The organism is Duganella radicis (assembly GCF_009720825.1).
In the GTDB taxonomy this organism is placed as follows: domain Bacteria; phylum Pseudomonadota; class Gammaproteobacteria; order Burkholderiales; family Burkholderiaceae_D; genus Rugamonas; species Rugamonas radicis.
In genome coordinates this window covers 62,803-79,172 of the sequence record NZ_WNKY01000001.1, presented here as the reverse complement: position 1 = coordinate 79,172, position 16,370 = coordinate 62,803, and the positions used below count along the sequence as shown (strand labels likewise).

Here is a 16,370-nt window from a genome sequence, read left to right as displayed (position 1 = left end):
ATGGACCAACCATTTGCAGGACAAACCGTGGTGGTGACCGGCGGCGCCAGCGGCATCGGCGCGGCCATCTCCTGGCGCTTCGCGGCACAGGGCGCGGCGGTGCTGATCGCCGACCGCGACGAGGCCGGCGCCGAACAGCTGGCGGCCCAGTTGCGCGCCGGCGGCGCCGAGGCGTCCGCGCTGGCATGCGACCTGGCCGACGCCACGCAGCCGGCCCGCATCGTCGCCTGCGCCCGGCAACGCCATGGCGGGCTGGATGTGGTGGTGCACAACGCCGCCTATTTCCCGCTGACGGACTTCACCGCCATCGACGCGCCGCTGCTGGAGCGCACCTTTGCCGTCAACGTCTGGGCCGCCTTCCATCTGCTGCAAGCGGCGCTGCCCGGTTTCCGCGAGCGCGGCGGCGGCCGCATGCTGGTCACCTCCTCGGTCACAGGACCGCGCGTGGCCTATCCCGGGCTGGCGCACTATGCCGCGTCGAAGTCGGCGGTCAATGGCTTTATCCGCGCCGCCGCGCTGGAAGTGGCGCCGTTTGGGGTCACCGTCAACGGTGTCGAGCCGGGCATGATACAGACACCGGCGCAGGCCAATCTGGGCGACGCCAGCGTCACCGAGCGGCTGCGCCAGCGCATTCCGCTGGGCCGGCTCGGCACGCCGGATGACATCGCCGGGGCCATGCTGTTCCTGGCGTCGGCGGATGCGGCCTATATCACCGGCCAGACCATCATTGTCGACGGCGGCGCACTGCTGCCGGAGAACTAGGCGGCCAGCCGCGCCAGTTGCGCGCGGTTGGCGATGCCGCACTTGCGGAAGATGCTATGCAAATGGGTTTTGACAGTGGAGGGAGACATGCCGGCATGGCGCGCGGCCAGCTTGTTCGGCATGCCGCCCGCCACCGCCAGGGCGATGTCCAGCTCGCGCTCGGTCAGCTGTGGCGCGCGCTGCGCCAGCCGGGCGCGCCGGCCGGTGTCCGGCGCCGCCTCGCGCTCCTGCAAGGCCAGCAGTTGCGAGGCCAGCACATAGAAATCAGTCAGCGCCTGCACCTGCGCGCGCGAATAGCCCGGATGCGGCGCGTCGCGCAGCAGGCTGACGCCAAGGCTCATGCCGGCATCCACCGGCAGCAGCATCTCCAGCGCGTCGCTCAGCGCGTACGGCTGCATGAACTCGCGCCGGTAGCGCGCCTGCGGATCGGCGCCGCTGGCCAGCCGCTGGCTCAGGCAAGCCACGCCTTTCGGTGTGGCCGCGATGCGGTGCGGCGCCAGCGGATCGTCCAGATGGTAGCCGGAGAAGTATGCGGCGCAGCGTTGCTCGTCCTCCTGCGCCCACAGCACCTGTCCGGCGTTGCCGTCCTGGCCGACGCTATAGATCACCCAGCGCTGCGCGCCCACCAACTGCTGCGCCACCGAGGCGATGCGGCGCGCCGTGCCTGCCAGCGATTCACGCACCGGCAAACCCCGCGTCGAGCGCCGCCACCAGCGCATCGACATGCTGTTGGTTGAACACCAGCGGCGGCGACAGGATGATCTTGGTGCCGACCGGCCGCACCAGCGCGCCGTGCAGGCGGGCGATTTCCGCCACCCGCGCCGCATAGCCGTTGGCCGGGTCGATCGGCTCGCGGCTGCGCTTGTCCGTCACCAGATCCAGCGCCAGCATCAGCCCCTTGCCGCGCACCTCGCCCACCGCCGCGTAGCACTCGGCAAACGGCAGCAGTTTTTGCAGCAGGTAGTCGCCCATGCGCGCGGCGTTGGCGGCCAGGTTTTCGTCGCGCACGATTTTCAGGTTGGCCAGCGCCGTGGCACAGGCAACCGGATGCCCCGAATAAGTGTAGCCGTGGAAGATGGCGCCGGAAAAATCGTCATTGCCGTCAAAGGCATCGACGATGCGCTGGTTGAAGGCGGTGGCGCCCAATGGAAAGTAGCCCGAGGTGATGCCCTTGGCCAGACACATGATGTCCGGCTTGACGCCCCACAGCCGGCTGCCGAAGGCCGCACCGGTGCGGCCGAAGCCGGTCACCACTTCATCGGCGATCAACAGTACGCCGTATTTGTCGCACACCGCGCGCACCAGCGGCCAATAGCTGGCCGGCGGCACGATCACGCCGCCGGCGCCTTGCACCGGCTCGGCGATGAAGGCGGCCACCGTGTCCGGTCCCTGGAACAGGATTTCGCGTTCCAGCAGCGTGGCGCAGATGTGCGCCAGTTCCTCGGGATCTTCGGTGAAGGGATTGCGATAGGTCCACGGCGTTTCGATGTGGTAGCAGCCCGGCAGCAGCGGCTCGTAACTGCGGCGGAACACCATATTGCCGTTGACCGAGGCGCCGCCGAAATGCGTGCCGTGATAGCCCTGCTTGAGCGAGATGAACTTGGTGCGCTCCGGCTGCCCGGCCACTTTCCAATACTGGCGCGCCAGCCGCAGCGCGGTCTCCACCGCGTCCGAACCGCCGCTGCTGTAGAACACGCGGCGCATGTCTTCCGGCGCCAGCATGTCGATCAGCAGATTGGACAACTCCTCCGCGCGCGGATGGCTCAGTCCATCGAAAATCTGGAAGTATTCAAGTTCGTCGAGCTGCGCGGCGATGGCGCGCTTGAGTTCCGGCCGGTTGTGGCCGACGTTGACGTTCCATAGTCCGGCCACGCCGTCGACCAGCCGGTTGCCGCCGTCATCGAACACATGGCAGCCATCGCCACGCACGATGCGGATCGGCTCGCGCACCTTCATCTCGTTCGGATGCAGCATGGGATGCCAGAATTGATACGCAGATGCCTGCATGAGATCTCCCCTTCCGTAGTCCTTGTAATGAACTCAGTCTAGGGGAGCGCCGCCGCCACGGTTATCAAGAACTGGCAAATCGTTTATTGCAACGCGCGCTTGACCGTTTCCGAGGGCAGCTCGCCGAACAAACGCTTGTAATCGAGCGACAGCTGCGACAAATGCCAGAAGCCCCAGCGTGCCGCCATGTCGCCGATGGTGCGCGTGCCGCCGGAACTGAGCAGGTCGCGTTGCAAGCCGTTCAGGCGCACCACCTTCAGATAGGCGGCCGGGCTCATGCCGATCACCTGGGTGAAGCAGTATTGCAGCGTGCGGCGCGAGGTGTAGGTGCGGTTGCACAGGTCCAGCACCGTCACCGGGCGGTCCGGATTGGCGTCGATGTATTCGCGCGCCTTGCTCACCACGTGCAGCGCCTTGCGCGCCTCGGTAACGCCGCTGCCGCCCAGCGCCAGGCCAAGGTACTCATCCACCATGCCCACCAGTTCGCTCACCAGTTGGTCGCGCGCTTCCGCCTGCGCCAGCTGATAGGGTTGATACGTCATGGTCAGCAACGCCGCTTTCAGGCGCTCGCGCAGCATGGCGGCCAGCGCCGGATTGTGGACGTGGTTGGCGGCGCGCGCCACCAGTTCGTCGGCATCGGTCTTGCCGCTTTCGTCGCCGGTCGGCAGCATGGAGACCGGCACCGACACGCTCATCATGGTGCAGTTGGGCGGCGTGCTCAGCTCCAGGCTGGCGTGGTCGCTCAACGCGGTGACGTGGTCGCTGCCGATGGTGTTGCCGCGCCAGCGCGCCTCGCCTTCCAGATTGGCGAACACGCCCAGCGCCACCACACCGGTGCGTCCGGGACCGCTTTCAAACACCGCTTGCGAGGTTTGTTCTTCAAACAGCTGCACCTCGCCCACCCACGCCTCGGTGAACTGGCCACTGAATTTACCCTTGGAGAGCTGGTCGTACAGTTGGTTCCAGCCGGTCAGCACGCGCTCGTGCTGCCACAGGCTGGACGTGTGTACGGTCTTGCGGCAGGCATTCAGCGCATTGCCGACCTGCGGCACCGTCGTGGCGCTGCCGTAATGTTGCTCGGTGAAACTCATGTCTCCCCTTCCAGGAATAGGACGAGCCGGCCTCCTGGGGCCGGCTTCATTAAGATGTTAGCAAATTCCGCCATCCTGTGCCTGCTTATTTGCCAGGCACATGGCGAAAAGGCTACAGTGAAAGGAAAGATTTAGTTTTTCATAATCTTCACGGTCTGGATGGAGGTGAATTCCGCCAACCCGTGGTGACCGAATTCGACCCCGATGCCTGACTGCTTGACGCCGCCGAACGGCGCGTCCGGTTGCACCGCGCCGTGTTCATTGATCCACACGGTGCCGCATTCGAGGCGCTTGCCCACTTCCGCCGCCAGCGCCAGGTCAGACGACCACACCGAACCGCCCAGGCCATTCGGATTATCGTTGGCCAGCGCGATGGCCTGTTCGACGTCGCTATAGCGGATCACCGGCAGGATGGGACCGAACTGCTCCTCGTCCACCAGCCGCGCGCCGTTGCTCAGGCCAGCCACGATGGTCGGCTCGAAGAAATAGCCCTGCCCTGCGCGCGCCTTGCCGCCGCTGAGGATGGTGCCGCCATTGGCGGCAGCATCGGCCGCCAGCGTGCTGACCACGTCGAGCTGGGCGCGGTTTTGCAGCGGCCCCAGTTCGGTCGCCGGATCGAGGCCGTCGCCAACGCGCACTTCCTTGGCCAGCCGCGCCAGTTCGGTGCAGACAGCGTCGTACTGGCTGTCGTGCACGTACAGGCGCTTGAGGCAGGCACAGGTCTGGCCGTTGTTGTGGAAGGCTACGCCGAACAGTTTGGGCGCGATGGCCTGCACATCGGCGCCCGGTAGCACAATGCCGGCGTCGTTGCCGCCCAGCTCCAGCGTCAGGCGTTTCAGGCTGGCGGCCGCATTTTCCATGATGCGCTTGCCGGTGCGGGTAGAGCCGGTGAAGACGATTTTGTTGATGTCCGGGTGCTGAGACAGCGCGGCGCCGATGTCGCCGCCGCCGATGACCACATTCAGCACGCCCGGCGGCAGCACCGCCTGCGCCAGTTCGACAAAGCGCGCGGTGGCCACCGGCGTGTATTCGGACGGCTTGAGTACCACGGTATTCCCCGCGCGCAGGGCCGGGATGATGTGCCAGATGGCGATCATCAGCGGCCAGTTCCACGGCGTGATGGAGGCCACCACGCCCAGCGGCTTGCGGTGCACTTCAACGCGCGCCTGTTCGTTGTCCTGGATGACTTCCGGCTCCAGCGGCAGATCGGCGGTGACGTGGGTCCAGGCGATGGAGCCGCCCAGCTCCATGCCGGCGCCAACGTTGTTCAGGCCTTGCAGCGGCTTGCCGGTTTCGCGCGTGATAAGGTCCATCAGCTCGGGCATATTGGCTTCCAGGGCCGCGCCCAGCGCGTGCAGCATGGCTTGGCGCTCGGCGGCCGATGTGGCGCGCCACGCAGGGAAGGCTTTGCGCGCCGCCGCGACGGCGGCGTCCACGTCCTGCGGACGCGCCACCGGCACGGCGGCGAATGGCTGGCCCAGTGCGGGATTGATGATTTCCAGCGTGCGGCCGGTGTCGACGGACTTACCGTCGATGGTCATGGGATAGGTTTTCATGGGTTCTCCTCCGGGTTGTTTTTATCGTGCTGCGATGCCACGCTTGGAAAAGCGCAGTACTTCGTTGCCTGCGCCGATCACGCCAGTCAGGGACAGGCGGTCGTCGCGCTGGCGGGCCTTGAACGTCAGGCCACCGTCGCGGCTTTCCAGCATGGCGCCGTCCAGGCCGACCGCTTCCACCACGCCATCGGCACGTTCCACCATGCCGGTGATCGAGCTTTTGACGCCGCTGTCGATGGCTTGCCAGTGATTGCCGCCATCGGCGCTGCGATACAGGCTGCCCCGCAGGCCGCCCACCAGCACGACGCCGTTGCGCAAGGCGACGCCGCTCCAGAACGAGCCTTTGTAGCCGGTGTCCAGATAATGCCAGCTGCGGCCGCGGTCTTCGCTGCGCAGGACCATGCCGCGTTCGGCGGCGACATACAGGTTGCCGTGGGCGTCGGTGAAGGCGGATAGCAGGTTGCGGTCAGCCTTGCCGCCGTCCGGTGGTGTCGGCAGCGACAGCGGTTGCCAGTGGGCGCCGCCGTCGCGCGTGACCAACACCAGCGACCACAGGCCGACCGCGATGCCCTCCTTGTCGTCGAAGAAGTGGACCGAGAACAGCGGGCGGTCTTCCTGCGTGTCGCTGCGTTGCACGGTCCAGGTCTCGCCGCCGTCGGTGGTGCGCAGGATCACGCCCCAGTGGCCGACCGCCCAGCCGTTGCGTTCATCGGCGAAGGATACGCCTGTCAGCGTGGACGATACCGGCACCGCGCGCGCCTGGCGGAAGGTCCTGCCCTGATCGTCGGACAGCAGCACCACGCCATAGTCGCCCACGCCGACTATGCGCTTGCCGGCGTTGGCCACGCCAAGGATGGCGGCATCGACGGCATAAGCGCTGCGCACCGCCGGCTGCGGGGTCAGGCCGGGCGCCGTGCCCGGAGCAGCGCCTGCGCAGGCGGCCGCCGTCGCGCAGGCCAGCGTCAAGGTGGTCAGGAATTTCATGTTCATGTCAGCCTCTCAGTGAGCAAAGATACCCGGTGCGCGGACCGGCACGCGGCGCGGGAAGACGCGCTCCAGCCAGACGGCGCACGCCGGCAGCGCGGTCATCGCCATCACCATGTTCACCATGAACATGAAGGCCAGCAGCTTGCCCATATCAGCCTGGAACTTCAGGTCCGAGAAAGCCCAGGTCGCCACGCCCACCGCCAGCGTCAGCGCCGTGAACACGGTCGCGGTGCCCACTTCGAGTATCGAATGCTCGATCGCCTTGGTAATCCCCTGCCCCTGCGACAAATGCAGTTGCAAGCGATTGTAGATGTAGAACGCGTAATCCACGCCGATGCCCACCGCCAGCACCATCACCGGCAGCGTCGCCACGGTCAGCCCGATCTGCAATTCCTTCATGAACCAATAACCGATGAACGTGCCCACCGTCAGCGGCAGGCAGCAGGCCAGCACCGCACGCAGGTCGCGGTACACCGCGGCCACCAGCAGGATGATGGCGGCGTACACGTACAACATCATCGGCATCTCGCTATGCTCGACCTCCTCGTTGACCGCCGCCAGCGCGCCGGCATTGCCGGATGCCAGACGAATGGTCACACCCTGCTGCGGGCTACTCTGGCGGAACTGCTTCACCGCCGCGATCACGCCATTGATGGTGGTGGCCTTGTGATCGGCCAGGAACAGGTGAACCGCCGTCATGCTGCAATCCTTGTTCATGAAGCCGCGCACGCGGCCAATTTCAGTGCTGAGCGAGGCGTAGTTGGCCGGATCGATCGGCACTACCGCCATCTTCGGATTGCCTTCGTTATAGCCCTCGTTGTAGCCGCGCAGCTGGCCGGCATAGGAACTCACCGACAACACACCCGGCGTATGCTGCAAGGCCCACACAAAGCGATCCTGATAAGCGCCCAACGCCACGTTTTCGCAGGAATTGACCGGCGCTTCAAAGATCACCGTCAGCCAATCGAGGCCAGTGTCGTAGCTGCCAGCGATGGCGACGGCATCACGGTTGAAGCGAGCTTCCGGCCGCAGTTCGGGCGCGCCCGGTTGCAGCGTGCCGATCACGCGGTCGCGGCTCTGCCATGCGGCACAACCGAACACGCCGGCGGTAATCGCCAGCACCACCAGCGCCGTCTTCGGCTCGGCCACGCGCGCCAGCACGCGCAGCCACTGCGAACGCTGCTCGCGCTGACGCAGCGAACGCTGGGCATACTCGCTGCTGAACGAGAAGTACGACGCCGCCACCGGCAGCATGGCCAGATTGGTGGTGATCTTGAAGAACACGCCCAGCGAAGCGGTAATCGCCAGCTCGCGCACCATCGGAATCGGAATCAGGATCAGGGTGATGAAGGAAACGAAAGCCGTCACCAGAGCCAGCACGCCTGGAATCATCAAGCCGCTAAAGCTGGCACGCGCCGCCTGTTCGGTGGTTTTGCCATGCGAGAGCTCACGCATGATGAAATTAATCTGCTGCACGCCATGCGAAACGCCGATGGCAAACACCAGGAACGGCACCAGCACGCCCAGCGGATCGAGGCCGAAGCCCAGCAGCTTGAGCGCGCCGAACTGCCACACCAGCGACGTCAGCGAACAGACAATCGGCAGCATGGTAAAGCGGAAGGAACGGCAGTACCAGTACACTGCCGCCGCCGTCAACAACAGCGCCACCACGCAGAATTGCAGCACCGACGAAGCGCCATCGGCGATATCGCCAATCTGCTTGGCGAAGCCGATGATCTGGATTTCAAAGTCCTGATCCTCGAACTTGCGGCGGATCTGCTCCTCCAGCATATGGTTGTACTGCACGTAGTCGATCTTGTGGCCTTCCTTGTCCACCTCCGACAGCTCGGCGATGATCATGGCGCTGCTCTGGTCACGCGACACCAGCGTGCCGACAAAGCCGCCCTGATTGGCCGAACGCTGAATGTTGGCGATCATCTCCGCCGTCAGCTGATCCGGCGTGATAGTGCCGTCGATGACGGGATCGGCGCGGAAGCCCTCCTCCGTAATCTCGTTGACGAAACTGTTCGGCGTCCACAGCGACTGCACGCCCAGCCGGTCCACGCCCGGCAAATAGGTCACCGCCTGCGTCACCTCGAACAGGCGCTTGAGACCAGCCTGAGTCCAGATGCTGCCCTTTTTCGCCTTGACCACCACATTCATGCGGTTCGCGCCCAGCACGTCGTTGCGGTATTTATGGAAGGTGGCGATGTACTCATGGCCGATCGGCAGCTGCTTTTCAAAGCCGGCGTCCATGCGCAGCTGCACAGCAAAATACGCCATGGCGGCGGTGAACAGCGCAAGCCACACAAGAAACGGCGTGCGCCAGCGGAAGCAGGCATTTTCCAGCGCATGCATCAGGCGCGGCAGAGTTGAATTTGACACGATGTAATCCGTTACGATAAGAGCTCAACAAGGCCAGCGAGCTTGACGCCCACCGGCCGCATACCCATCAGAAGTTACGCGAAACGTAGGCGCCGACGAAACCACGGTCGCGCAGCGGCTGGTCGTAAACACGGTCTCCACCCCAGAAGCGGCCGTAGTTGACGGCGAACTGCCAGGTGGCCGGGTTGCGCATGAAGGTCACGGTGAAGTTGGCCGACTTGGCGCCCTTCATGAACAGGCCCGCCGTATTCGGCGTGCGGCCGTTCACCGCCTGGAAGTAGTACAGCTCCGGCACCACCTGCCAGCCCGACACCAGCGTGCCGTCATACACCCAGCTGAAGTCGAAGTTGTACCCCCAGGAAGTCTTGCTGCCCACCGATTCCGGCGTACCGGCGGGATTGAACTCCTGGCCCCAGCCCCAACCGCCAGCCGATACCGGATCGGCGCCGTAAAAGCGCTTGAGGTTCGGATAACGCACTACTACCGCCTCCGCCAGCAGGGTCGCCGTGTCGGCGCCGCCCAGCGCCTTGAGGATGCCGCCGTATTCGCTCGGCGTCAGGCTAAGCATGGCAGTACCGTGCCATTGCAGCTTCTTCTCGTTGACGTAGCAGTTGCCGTTGTTGTAGCTGCATCCGCTGGCGGCCGAGTTGAGCGCCACCGCATCCTTGGGACGATAGGACAGTTCGGTGCCCAGCGCCCAGTCACCCACCGGCAGATTGGCGCTGATGCCAACCATCTTGCGGTCTTCGGCAAAGGTCCAATGCGGCGCGCCGCCGGCCAGGCTGAATTGCGGCGCCTTGTCCTGGTAGCGCATCGCGTACAGGCCAAGATTGAGCGATGTGCCTTCCGGCTGCCAGCGCAGCGATGCGCCATACTGGCCGCCGTTGCGCGCTTTGTCCTTGGGCAGGCCGTAGGCGTTATCACCCTTGCCGAGGCCATTCACGTTGGACCAGTAGCTGCCGGTCGGCGGGAAGTAGTTGTCGTTCCAGCGGCCCTGCACATAGGCTTCGAAGTTGAAGCCGTGTCCCAGGCCGGTGGCAAAGCTGACAATCGGCGCCGGCAGGAATACTTCCTTCAACTGCGTGCCCGGTTGCGACAGGCGCATGATGTCCATGGCGTTGGTCTGGTTGATACCGCCCGGCAGGAACAGGCTTTCGCCCCAGCTGATCACCTGATTGCCGACGCGGACGCGCGCGCGTTCCTCGCCCAGCGAGAATTCCTTGCTGACCCAGAAGTCCAGCAGGCGCGCTTTCAGGCGCAGGTCATCGGCGGCATCGCTGGTCAGCGGGCCGATGCCCGGCGGATTGGTGGCGCTGATGTAGTCATTGGTGTGGGTCGAGGCAAAATCGCGCACCCAGCTCACGCGGCCGAGGAATTTCCAGTCGTCCGGCATTTTCAGCAGCAGTTCGTGCGTGCCTTTGAGGTAGGCGGTAAAGGGATCACCGCGTCCGTAATTCAAGTCTCCCTGGTCTCCAAGCGCGCTGGTTGGCGCCAGGCAGCCGGCTGGCGCGCCCGAGCCACTCGCTCCAGCGGTGATCAGCGAGCAGCTTGGATTCTGGGCCCGTACGCCGATGCCGGCGGTGACGGTGGAATCGAAGGAGCCGGAGATGCTGTCCGTCTGGAAGGTGGCCGCTTGCGCCGCGCCGGCATATGCGATGGAGACGGCGAATGCCGCCTGCGTCAATTTACTGATCATGCAATTCCTCGCTGGTTAATGTATGTGAATACATCCTAATTGCCGCCCTTCCAGGGCCGGTATCGAAAACTGGCAATTCGTGTATCAATAGCCAGCGAGGACACTTAATAGGCCGCGCCTGTGGCGCCGGCGCCATTGGTGAAGCGCGCCGCCAGCGCCGCCGCGGCCTGGCGCAGCAGCAACGTGTCGACGCCGACCAACAGGAAGCGCGCGCCCAATTCCCCGTAGGCTGCCGCCACCGCCGGATCGGCCGAGAACACGCCGGCCGCCTTGCCGGCCGCCGTCACGCGCGCGATCGCATCGGCCACCGCTGCCTTGACGTCGGGGTGGCCCGGATTGCCAAGGTGGCCCATCGACGCCGCCAGGTCGGACGGCCCGATGAAGACACCGTCCACACCCGGGACAGCGGCGATCTCCTCCAGCGCCTTCAGACCGGTCACGGATTCGATTTGCACCAGCAGGCATAGCTCGCGTTCCACCTCGGTGAAATAGTCGCCCACCGCGTTCCAGTGCGCGGCGCGTGCCATCGCCGTGCCGACGCCGCGCATGCCCTGCGGCGGGTAGCGCATGGCGCGCACCAGCGCCTGCGCCTGTTGTGCGTTTTCCACCATCGGCGCCATCAGGCTTTGCGCACCGACGTCCAGCAACTGCTTGATGCGGGCAGGGTCGTGGTCCAGCACGCGCACCACCGGCCGCACCGGATAGGCGGCCAGCACCTGCAATTGGACGAGAATGGTGTGCAGGTCGTTGGGACCATGCTCGCCGTCGATCAGCAGCCAGTCAAAGCCGGCGCCGGCCACCATGTCGGCGATGTAGGGGCTGGCGGTACCGAGGAACAGGCCGACCTGCCGATCGCCGTTGAGCAGCGCGCGTTTGAAGCCGTTACGCGGAATTTCCATGCGCGCCCCCTACACGAAGCGGGCGCTGATGGCGCCCAGCTGGCCGTAGTCGATGTGGAAGGTGTCGCCGGGACGCACCTTGACCGGGCGGGTGAAGGAACCGGCCAGGATGATCTGGCCCGGCTCCAGCGCCACATCGAACGGCGCGAACTTGCGTGCCAGCCACGCGATGCCATTGGCAGGATGATTCAGCACACCGGCCGCCACGCCGGTTTCTTCGATCACACCATTGCGGTACAACAGTGCCGCCACCCAGCGCAGGTCAAGATCCATCGGCTTGACCGGGCGGCCGCCCATGATGATGCCGACGTTGGCGGCGTTGTCGGAGATAGTGTCCATCACCTTGCGCGGGCGCTTGGTTTCCGGATCGATGCGATGGCAGCGGGCGTCGATAATTTCGGCCGCCGGAATGACGTAGTCGGTGGCGGACAGCACGTCCATCATGGTCAGGTTGGCACCGGCCAGACGATGTTTCAGGATAAAGGCCAGCTCCACCTCGATCATGGGGTCGATGAAGCGTTCGCAGGCGATGTCGCTGCCATCCTGGAACAACATGTCGTCCAGCAGCGTGCCGTAATCCGGTTCATCGATCTGCGACGACATCTGCATGGCGCGCGAGGTCAGGCCGATCTTGTGGCCGATGACGCGGCGCCCTTCTCCCAGTTTGAGCTTGATCCATTCGCGCTGGATGGCGTAGGCGTCGGCGATGGTGATGTCCGGATGGTCGAGCGAAATCTGACGAACCGGCTGGCGGGTCTGCTCCGCCAGGTGCAGGCGGCGCGCGGCGGCGTTGATGATGGTTTGGTCAAGCATGGTTGTTCTCCTTGCGGTAGCGGGCGTGGATGTTGTTCTGCTTCCAGGTGCCGCTTTCGCTGAATTCATTGATTTCGAGTGACAGCGCGAGGCCGCGCTGTGCGTACAGATCGGCGAAGTGCTCGCGCATCATGGCGAACAAGGCATCGCCGGTGGCTTGCCGCACTTCCGGCGCACGGCCGGCGCCGATCTTCAGCGTGGCGTGGACGAAGGCGTCGTCGGTGGCGCTGCCGTCGGCGATGCAGTAGTCCTGCAAGCGGATCGCGCGGGCACGGATGCCGCCGGTCGGATATACGCCGTCTTGCGCGATCAATACGCCGTTGGCCTTGCGCAGCAGCGCCGGGATGTCGGCCGCATCGTAGATATTGGCCGTGCATTCAAAGACGAGATGGGGCATGGCGCTCTCCTTACAGCGGGAACACGGCATTCAGCTGGCCGGTGCCGGACGAGCCAAAATATGGCGTGACCATTTCAGCCTTGCCTTCGTATTCATCCCAACCCAGGACGCCCAGCAGCATGGCCGTGTCGTGCATGAAGCCTTCGCCATGACATTTGGTGGCGTATTCGGGCAGCATGCCGCAGAAGGCCTTCCAATCGCCCTTGGCCCAGAGGTCGACCACGTGACGGTCGGTGGTTTCCAGGAACGGGTCCCACACCTTGTGCAGGAACTGCTCGGACACGCCATTCTGGGCAAAGCGGTGTGACAGCGAACCGCTGGCAAACACCGCCACCGTGCCGTCGTAGTCCTGTTCAATCGCGCGCCGCACGGCCCGGCCCAGCGCCACGCTGTCGTCGATGTTATGGACTTGGCACAGCGCCGACACCGACACCACCTTGAAGCGCTTGTCCTCGTTCATGTAGCGCATCGGTACCAGCGTGCCGTATTCCAGTCCGAGGCTGGTGTCGTCGTGCGCGCGGGTGTGGACGCCGTCGGCCGTCGCGGCGGCGGCAATCGCATGGCCCAGCGCCGTATTGCCATCGTAAGCGTATGGCAGGTTCTTGATGAAGTGCGGCAGTTCGTTGCTGGTGTAGACGCCCTCGAAATGCGGCGCACAGTTGATGTGGTAGCCGCTGTTGACCAGCCAGTGCGTATCGAACACCACGATGGTGTCCACGCCCAGATCGCGGCAGCGGCGCGCGATTTCCTTGTGGCCGTCAATGGCGGCCTGGCGACAGCCTTTGTGCGGCCCTTCCTGCTCCGACAAATACATCGACGGCACGTGAGTGATTTTTGCGGCCAGTGCGAGTTTTCCCATTTTTGATCTCCTTAAACGCCCCAGCGCGGAATTGGATGGCTGCCGTAGGACACGGCCACGTTTTTCGCTTCGCAGAACACTTCGTAGCTGTAGTGATTGCCCTCGCGCCCAGTGCCGGAAGCCTTGATGCCACCGAATGGCTGGCGCAGATCGCGCACGTTCTGGCTGTTCACGAAGGTCATGCCCGCTTCGATGAGCTTCGCCATGCGCAGCATGCGGCCGGTGTTTTCGGTCCACAGGTAGGACGACAAGCCATACGGCGTATCATTGGCGATGCGGATCGCCTCTTCTTCGGTCTTGAAGCGGATGATGCAGGGCACCGGGCCGAAGATCTCTTCCTGCGCAATGCGCATGCGGTTGTCCACTTCCGCAAACACGGCCGGCTGTACCCAGTTGCCGCCCTTGAGATGTTCCGCCACGTCCGGCGTGCCGCCGCCGAAGACCAGTTTCGCGCCTTCGCGCTGCCCCAGTTCAATGTAGCTGGTGACCTTGTCCCAGTGGCCACGGCTGATCATCGGGCCGATGATGGTGTTGGGATCGAGCGGATCGCCCACTTGCAGGCGCGCGGCACGCGCGGCGAAATCGGCGACAAAGCGGTCGTAGATCGTGTCCTGCACCAGAATGCGCGAGCCGGCGGTGCAGCGCTCGCCGTTGTTGGAGAAGATCATGAACACGGCGGCATCCAGCGCACGTTCGTAGTCGGCATCGTCGAAGATGATGAACGGCGACTTGCCGCCCAACTCCATCGAGAACTTTTTCAGGCCAGCGGTTTTGACGATGCGGTTGCCGGTGGCGGTGGAGCCGGTGAAGGAAATCGCCCGCACGTCCGGGTGTGAAATCAGCGCTTCACCGGCGGTATTGCCGTAACCGTGCACCAGATTGAATACACCCGGCGGGATGCCAGCTTCCAGTATCAGTTCGCCCAGCCGCGCGGCCGTCAGCGGCGACAGCTCGGACATTTTCATCACGGCGGTATTGCCCAGCGCGAGGCATGGCGCGGTTTTCCAGGTGGCCGTCATGAACGGCACGTTCCATGGCGAGACCAGCGCGCACACGCCGACCGGCTGCCACAGGGTGTAATTCAGGTGGCCGGTGTCGGAGTCGTAGGTTTCGCCATGCTGGTGTTGCGCCAGTTCGGCGAAGTAGTAGAAATTGTCGGCGGCGCGCGGGATCAGGGCTTTCTTGGTCTGGCCAATGACCTGGCCGCAGTCGCGGGTCTCCAGTTCGGCCAGTTCCGGCACGTGGGCCGCAATCAGGTCGCCGACCTTGCGCAGCAGCCGTGCGCGCTCCTTGGCCGGGGTGGCGGACCAGCCGGGGAACGCGGCGCGCGCTGCCGCCACCGCGGCGTTGACTTCCGCCGCGCCGCCGCTTGCCACGGTGGCCAGCACTTCGCCGGTGGCGGGATTGATGGTGTCGAAATGCTGCTCGCTGTCGACCTGTTGGCCGTTGATCAGGTGTTGGATATGCATGATGTCCTCGCTGGGATGATAGTGTTGGTCAGGCAGCCAATGCCTTCGATTTCGGTTTCAATCACGTCGCCCGGCTGAACGTCGGCCAGGCCTTCGGGCGTGCCGGTCAGGATCACGTCACCTGGGTTCAGGGTCATGAAGGATGAGAGGTAGGCAATCAGCGCCGGAATATCGAAGATCATGTCGGCGGTGGTGCCCTGCTGCTTCAGTTGGCCGTTGATGCGGGTTCGCAGTTGCAGGCGCATGGGGTCGGGAATATCGTCGCGGTCCACCAGCCATGGGCCAAGTGGCGTGCAGCCATCGCGGTTCTTCACGCGCAGATTCGGACGGTAGTAGTTTTCCAGATAGTCGCGGATGGCGTAGTCGTTGGCGACGGTGTAGCCGCGCACCAGACCCCATGCGTCTTCGCGGCTGACGTTGCGGCCTTGTTTGCCGATGACGACTGCCAGTTCGCACTCGTAGTGCATATAAGTGGCGTCGGCCGGGCGCTCGGTTTCGGCGCGATGGCCGGCGATGGTGTTCGGGCCTTTGAGGAAGACCAACGGCGTTTCGGGCGCCTTGAAGGCCAGCTCCCTGGCGTGGTCGGCATAGTTCAGGCCCAGAGCGAAGACGGTGCCGGGCACGAAAGGCGGCAGCCACTCCACTTCGTCCTCGCGCAGCAGGCGGCCGTCAGCCAGTTGCACACGGCCGTCGGCGGCCTGCGTTACCGCGTGCCCGGCGCCCTCCCAGATGATGCGTCCGTGTTTCATGCTTGCTCCTTTGCGATCTCGAATTCCAGTGCCGGCAGGCCGGTGGCGGCGACGCGCACGCGGCTGCCCGCCGCCGCGTGCGGCGCGTTGTAACGCACGCCGACCAGCAGTACATCGCCGGCCCGCAAGGTCATGAAGGAGGTGACGTCCGCCAGCAGCCGCGCCGGATCGCGCAGCAGGCTGGCCAGCGACCAGCCGTCGGCCAGCCTGCCGTCGATTTCCACGCCCAGTTCCACGCGCGACAGGTCACCCAGCGGCTGAATCTCACCCAGAGGCAGCGCGCCGTCAAAACACTTTTCACGGATGGCGGGACGGTAGTAGCTGCTGTGTGGCAGGCTCAGATCGGCCGCCAGCACGATGCCGCTGACGGCCGCCAGCGCCTCGGCTTCGCTCAGGCGCGTGGCGTCGCGCCCCAGCACCAGCCCGACGGTGGCGCCGACTTCGGCCTCGGTGGCGCCCTGCGGCAAGCGGATGCCGGCGCCGTGCGCCACACGGGTGCCGGCCGGCTTGATGTAGAGGACCGGCGCACGCGGCGTCCCCTTGTATGGCGCCGCGTCCAGGTCTCCCAAGGCCTGTAGCGACGCGCTGTCGTTCAAAACTACGCCGTAGACGGCGGCGGTTGGTGATAGCTGTGTCATGTGATGCTCCCTGCTCGCTGAAATATTCATTAACATGTTAATCGTTAAGATATTAACGAGTC

General features: G+C 64.8%; 15 protein-coding genes. 1 reads left to right on the top strand and 14 read right to left on the bottom strand.

All coding sequences use genetic code 11. From position 1 onward, the window contains the following. A complete protein-coding gene (locus tag GM676_RS00325; RefSeq protein ID WP_155461392.1) occupies positions 1–762 on the top strand; it encodes an SDR family oxidoreductase in 762 nt (253 codons plus the stop codon). Here the strand turns inward: GM676_RS00325 and GM676_RS32890 are convergent. From GM676_RS32890 to GM676_RS00255, 14 genes are all read right to left on the bottom strand, one after another. After that, positions 759–1,445 carry a helix-turn-helix transcriptional regulator gene (locus GM676_RS32890; RefSeq protein WP_155461391.1) on the bottom strand — a complete coding sequence of 229 codons (687 nt, stop codon included), beginning with the start codon at positions 1,443–1,445 and terminating at the stop codon, positions 759–761. The two genes, GM676_RS00325 and GM676_RS32890, sit on opposite strands and share 4 nt — an antisense overlap. Then, positions 1,438–2,769, bottom strand: coding sequence for an aspartate aminotransferase family protein (locus GM676_RS00315; protein ID WP_155461390.1), 1,332 nt, complete (start codon positions 2,767–2,769; stop codon positions 1,438–1,440). Before GM676_RS00315 ends, GM676_RS32890 begins: the two co-directional genes overlap by 8 nt. 83 nt (positions 2,770–2,852) lie before the next feature. Then, complete coding sequence (locus tag GM676_RS00310; protein WP_155461389.1) at positions 2,853–3,860, bottom strand: helix-turn-helix domain-containing protein; 1,008 nt, start codon at positions 3,858–3,860, stop codon at positions 2,853–2,855. 131 nt (positions 3,861–3,991) lie between these two features. After that, positions 3,992–5,416: an aldehyde dehydrogenase family protein gene (locus tag GM676_RS00305; protein ID WP_155461388.1), complete on the bottom strand. Its 1,425-nt coding sequence runs from the start codon at positions 5,414–5,416 to the stop codon at positions 3,992–3,994. A gap of 21 nt (positions 5,417–5,437) precedes the next feature. Further along, positions 5,438–6,406 carry a WD40/YVTN/BNR-like repeat-containing protein gene (locus tag GM676_RS00300; RefSeq protein WP_155461387.1) on the bottom strand — a complete coding sequence of 323 codons (969 nt, stop codon included), beginning with the start codon at positions 6,404–6,406 and terminating at the stop codon, positions 5,438–5,440. A gap of 9 nt (positions 6,407–6,415) precedes the next feature. Continuing rightward, positions 6,416–8,761: an efflux RND transporter permease subunit gene (locus GM676_RS00295; RefSeq protein WP_155461906.1), complete on the bottom strand. Its 2,346-nt coding sequence runs from the start codon at positions 8,759–8,761 to the stop codon at positions 6,416–6,418. 94 nt (positions 8,762–8,855) lie between these two features. After that, positions 8,856–10,484 carry a DUF1302 domain-containing protein gene (locus tag GM676_RS00290; protein ID WP_155461386.1) on the bottom strand — a complete coding sequence of 543 codons (1,629 nt, stop codon included), beginning with the start codon at positions 10,482–10,484 and terminating at the stop codon, positions 8,856–8,858. A gap of 104 nt (positions 10,485–10,588) precedes the next feature. Then, positions 10,589–11,383 (bottom strand): HpcH/HpaI aldolase family protein, encoded by a 795-nt coding sequence (locus GM676_RS00285; protein WP_155461385.1) that lies wholly within the window; start codon positions 11,381–11,383, stop codon positions 10,589–10,591. Between the two features lie 9 nt (positions 11,384–11,392). After that, positions 11,393–12,196: a 2-oxo-hept-4-ene-1,7-dioate hydratase gene (hpaH, locus tag GM676_RS00280; RefSeq protein WP_155461384.1), complete on the bottom strand. Its 804-nt coding sequence runs from the start codon at positions 12,194–12,196 to the stop codon at positions 11,393–11,395. Continuing rightward, positions 12,189–12,593 (bottom strand): 5-carboxymethyl-2-hydroxymuconate Delta-isomerase, encoded by a 405-nt coding sequence (locus GM676_RS00275; RefSeq protein ID WP_155461383.1) that lies wholly within the window; start codon positions 12,591–12,593, stop codon positions 12,189–12,191. The genes hpaH and GM676_RS00275 overlap by 8 nt, the downstream gene beginning before the upstream one ends. Positions 12,594–12,603: 10 nt before the next feature. After that, positions 12,604–13,452, bottom strand: coding sequence for a 3,4-dihydroxyphenylacetate 2,3-dioxygenase (gene hpaD, locus GM676_RS00270; RefSeq protein ID WP_155461382.1), 849 nt, complete (start codon positions 13,450–13,452; stop codon positions 12,604–12,606). A gap of 11 nt (positions 13,453–13,463) precedes the next feature. Further along, positions 13,464–14,921, bottom strand: a complete 1,458-nt coding sequence (gene hpaE, locus GM676_RS00265) for a 5-carboxymethyl-2-hydroxymuconate semialdehyde dehydrogenase (protein WP_155461381.1) — start codon at positions 14,919–14,921, stop codon at positions 13,464–13,466. Next, positions 14,903–15,670, bottom strand: coding sequence for a fumarylacetoacetate hydrolase family protein (locus GM676_RS00260; RefSeq protein ID WP_155461380.1), 768 nt, complete (start codon positions 15,668–15,670; stop codon positions 14,903–14,905). Before GM676_RS00260 ends, hpaE begins: the two co-directional genes overlap by 19 nt. Then, a complete protein-coding gene (locus tag GM676_RS00255; RefSeq protein ID WP_229262466.1) occupies positions 15,667–16,308 on the bottom strand; it encodes a fumarylacetoacetate hydrolase family protein in 642 nt (213 codons plus the stop codon). Before GM676_RS00255 ends, GM676_RS00260 begins: the two co-directional genes overlap by 4 nt. Between the last annotated feature and the right edge of the window lie 62 nt (positions 16,309–16,370).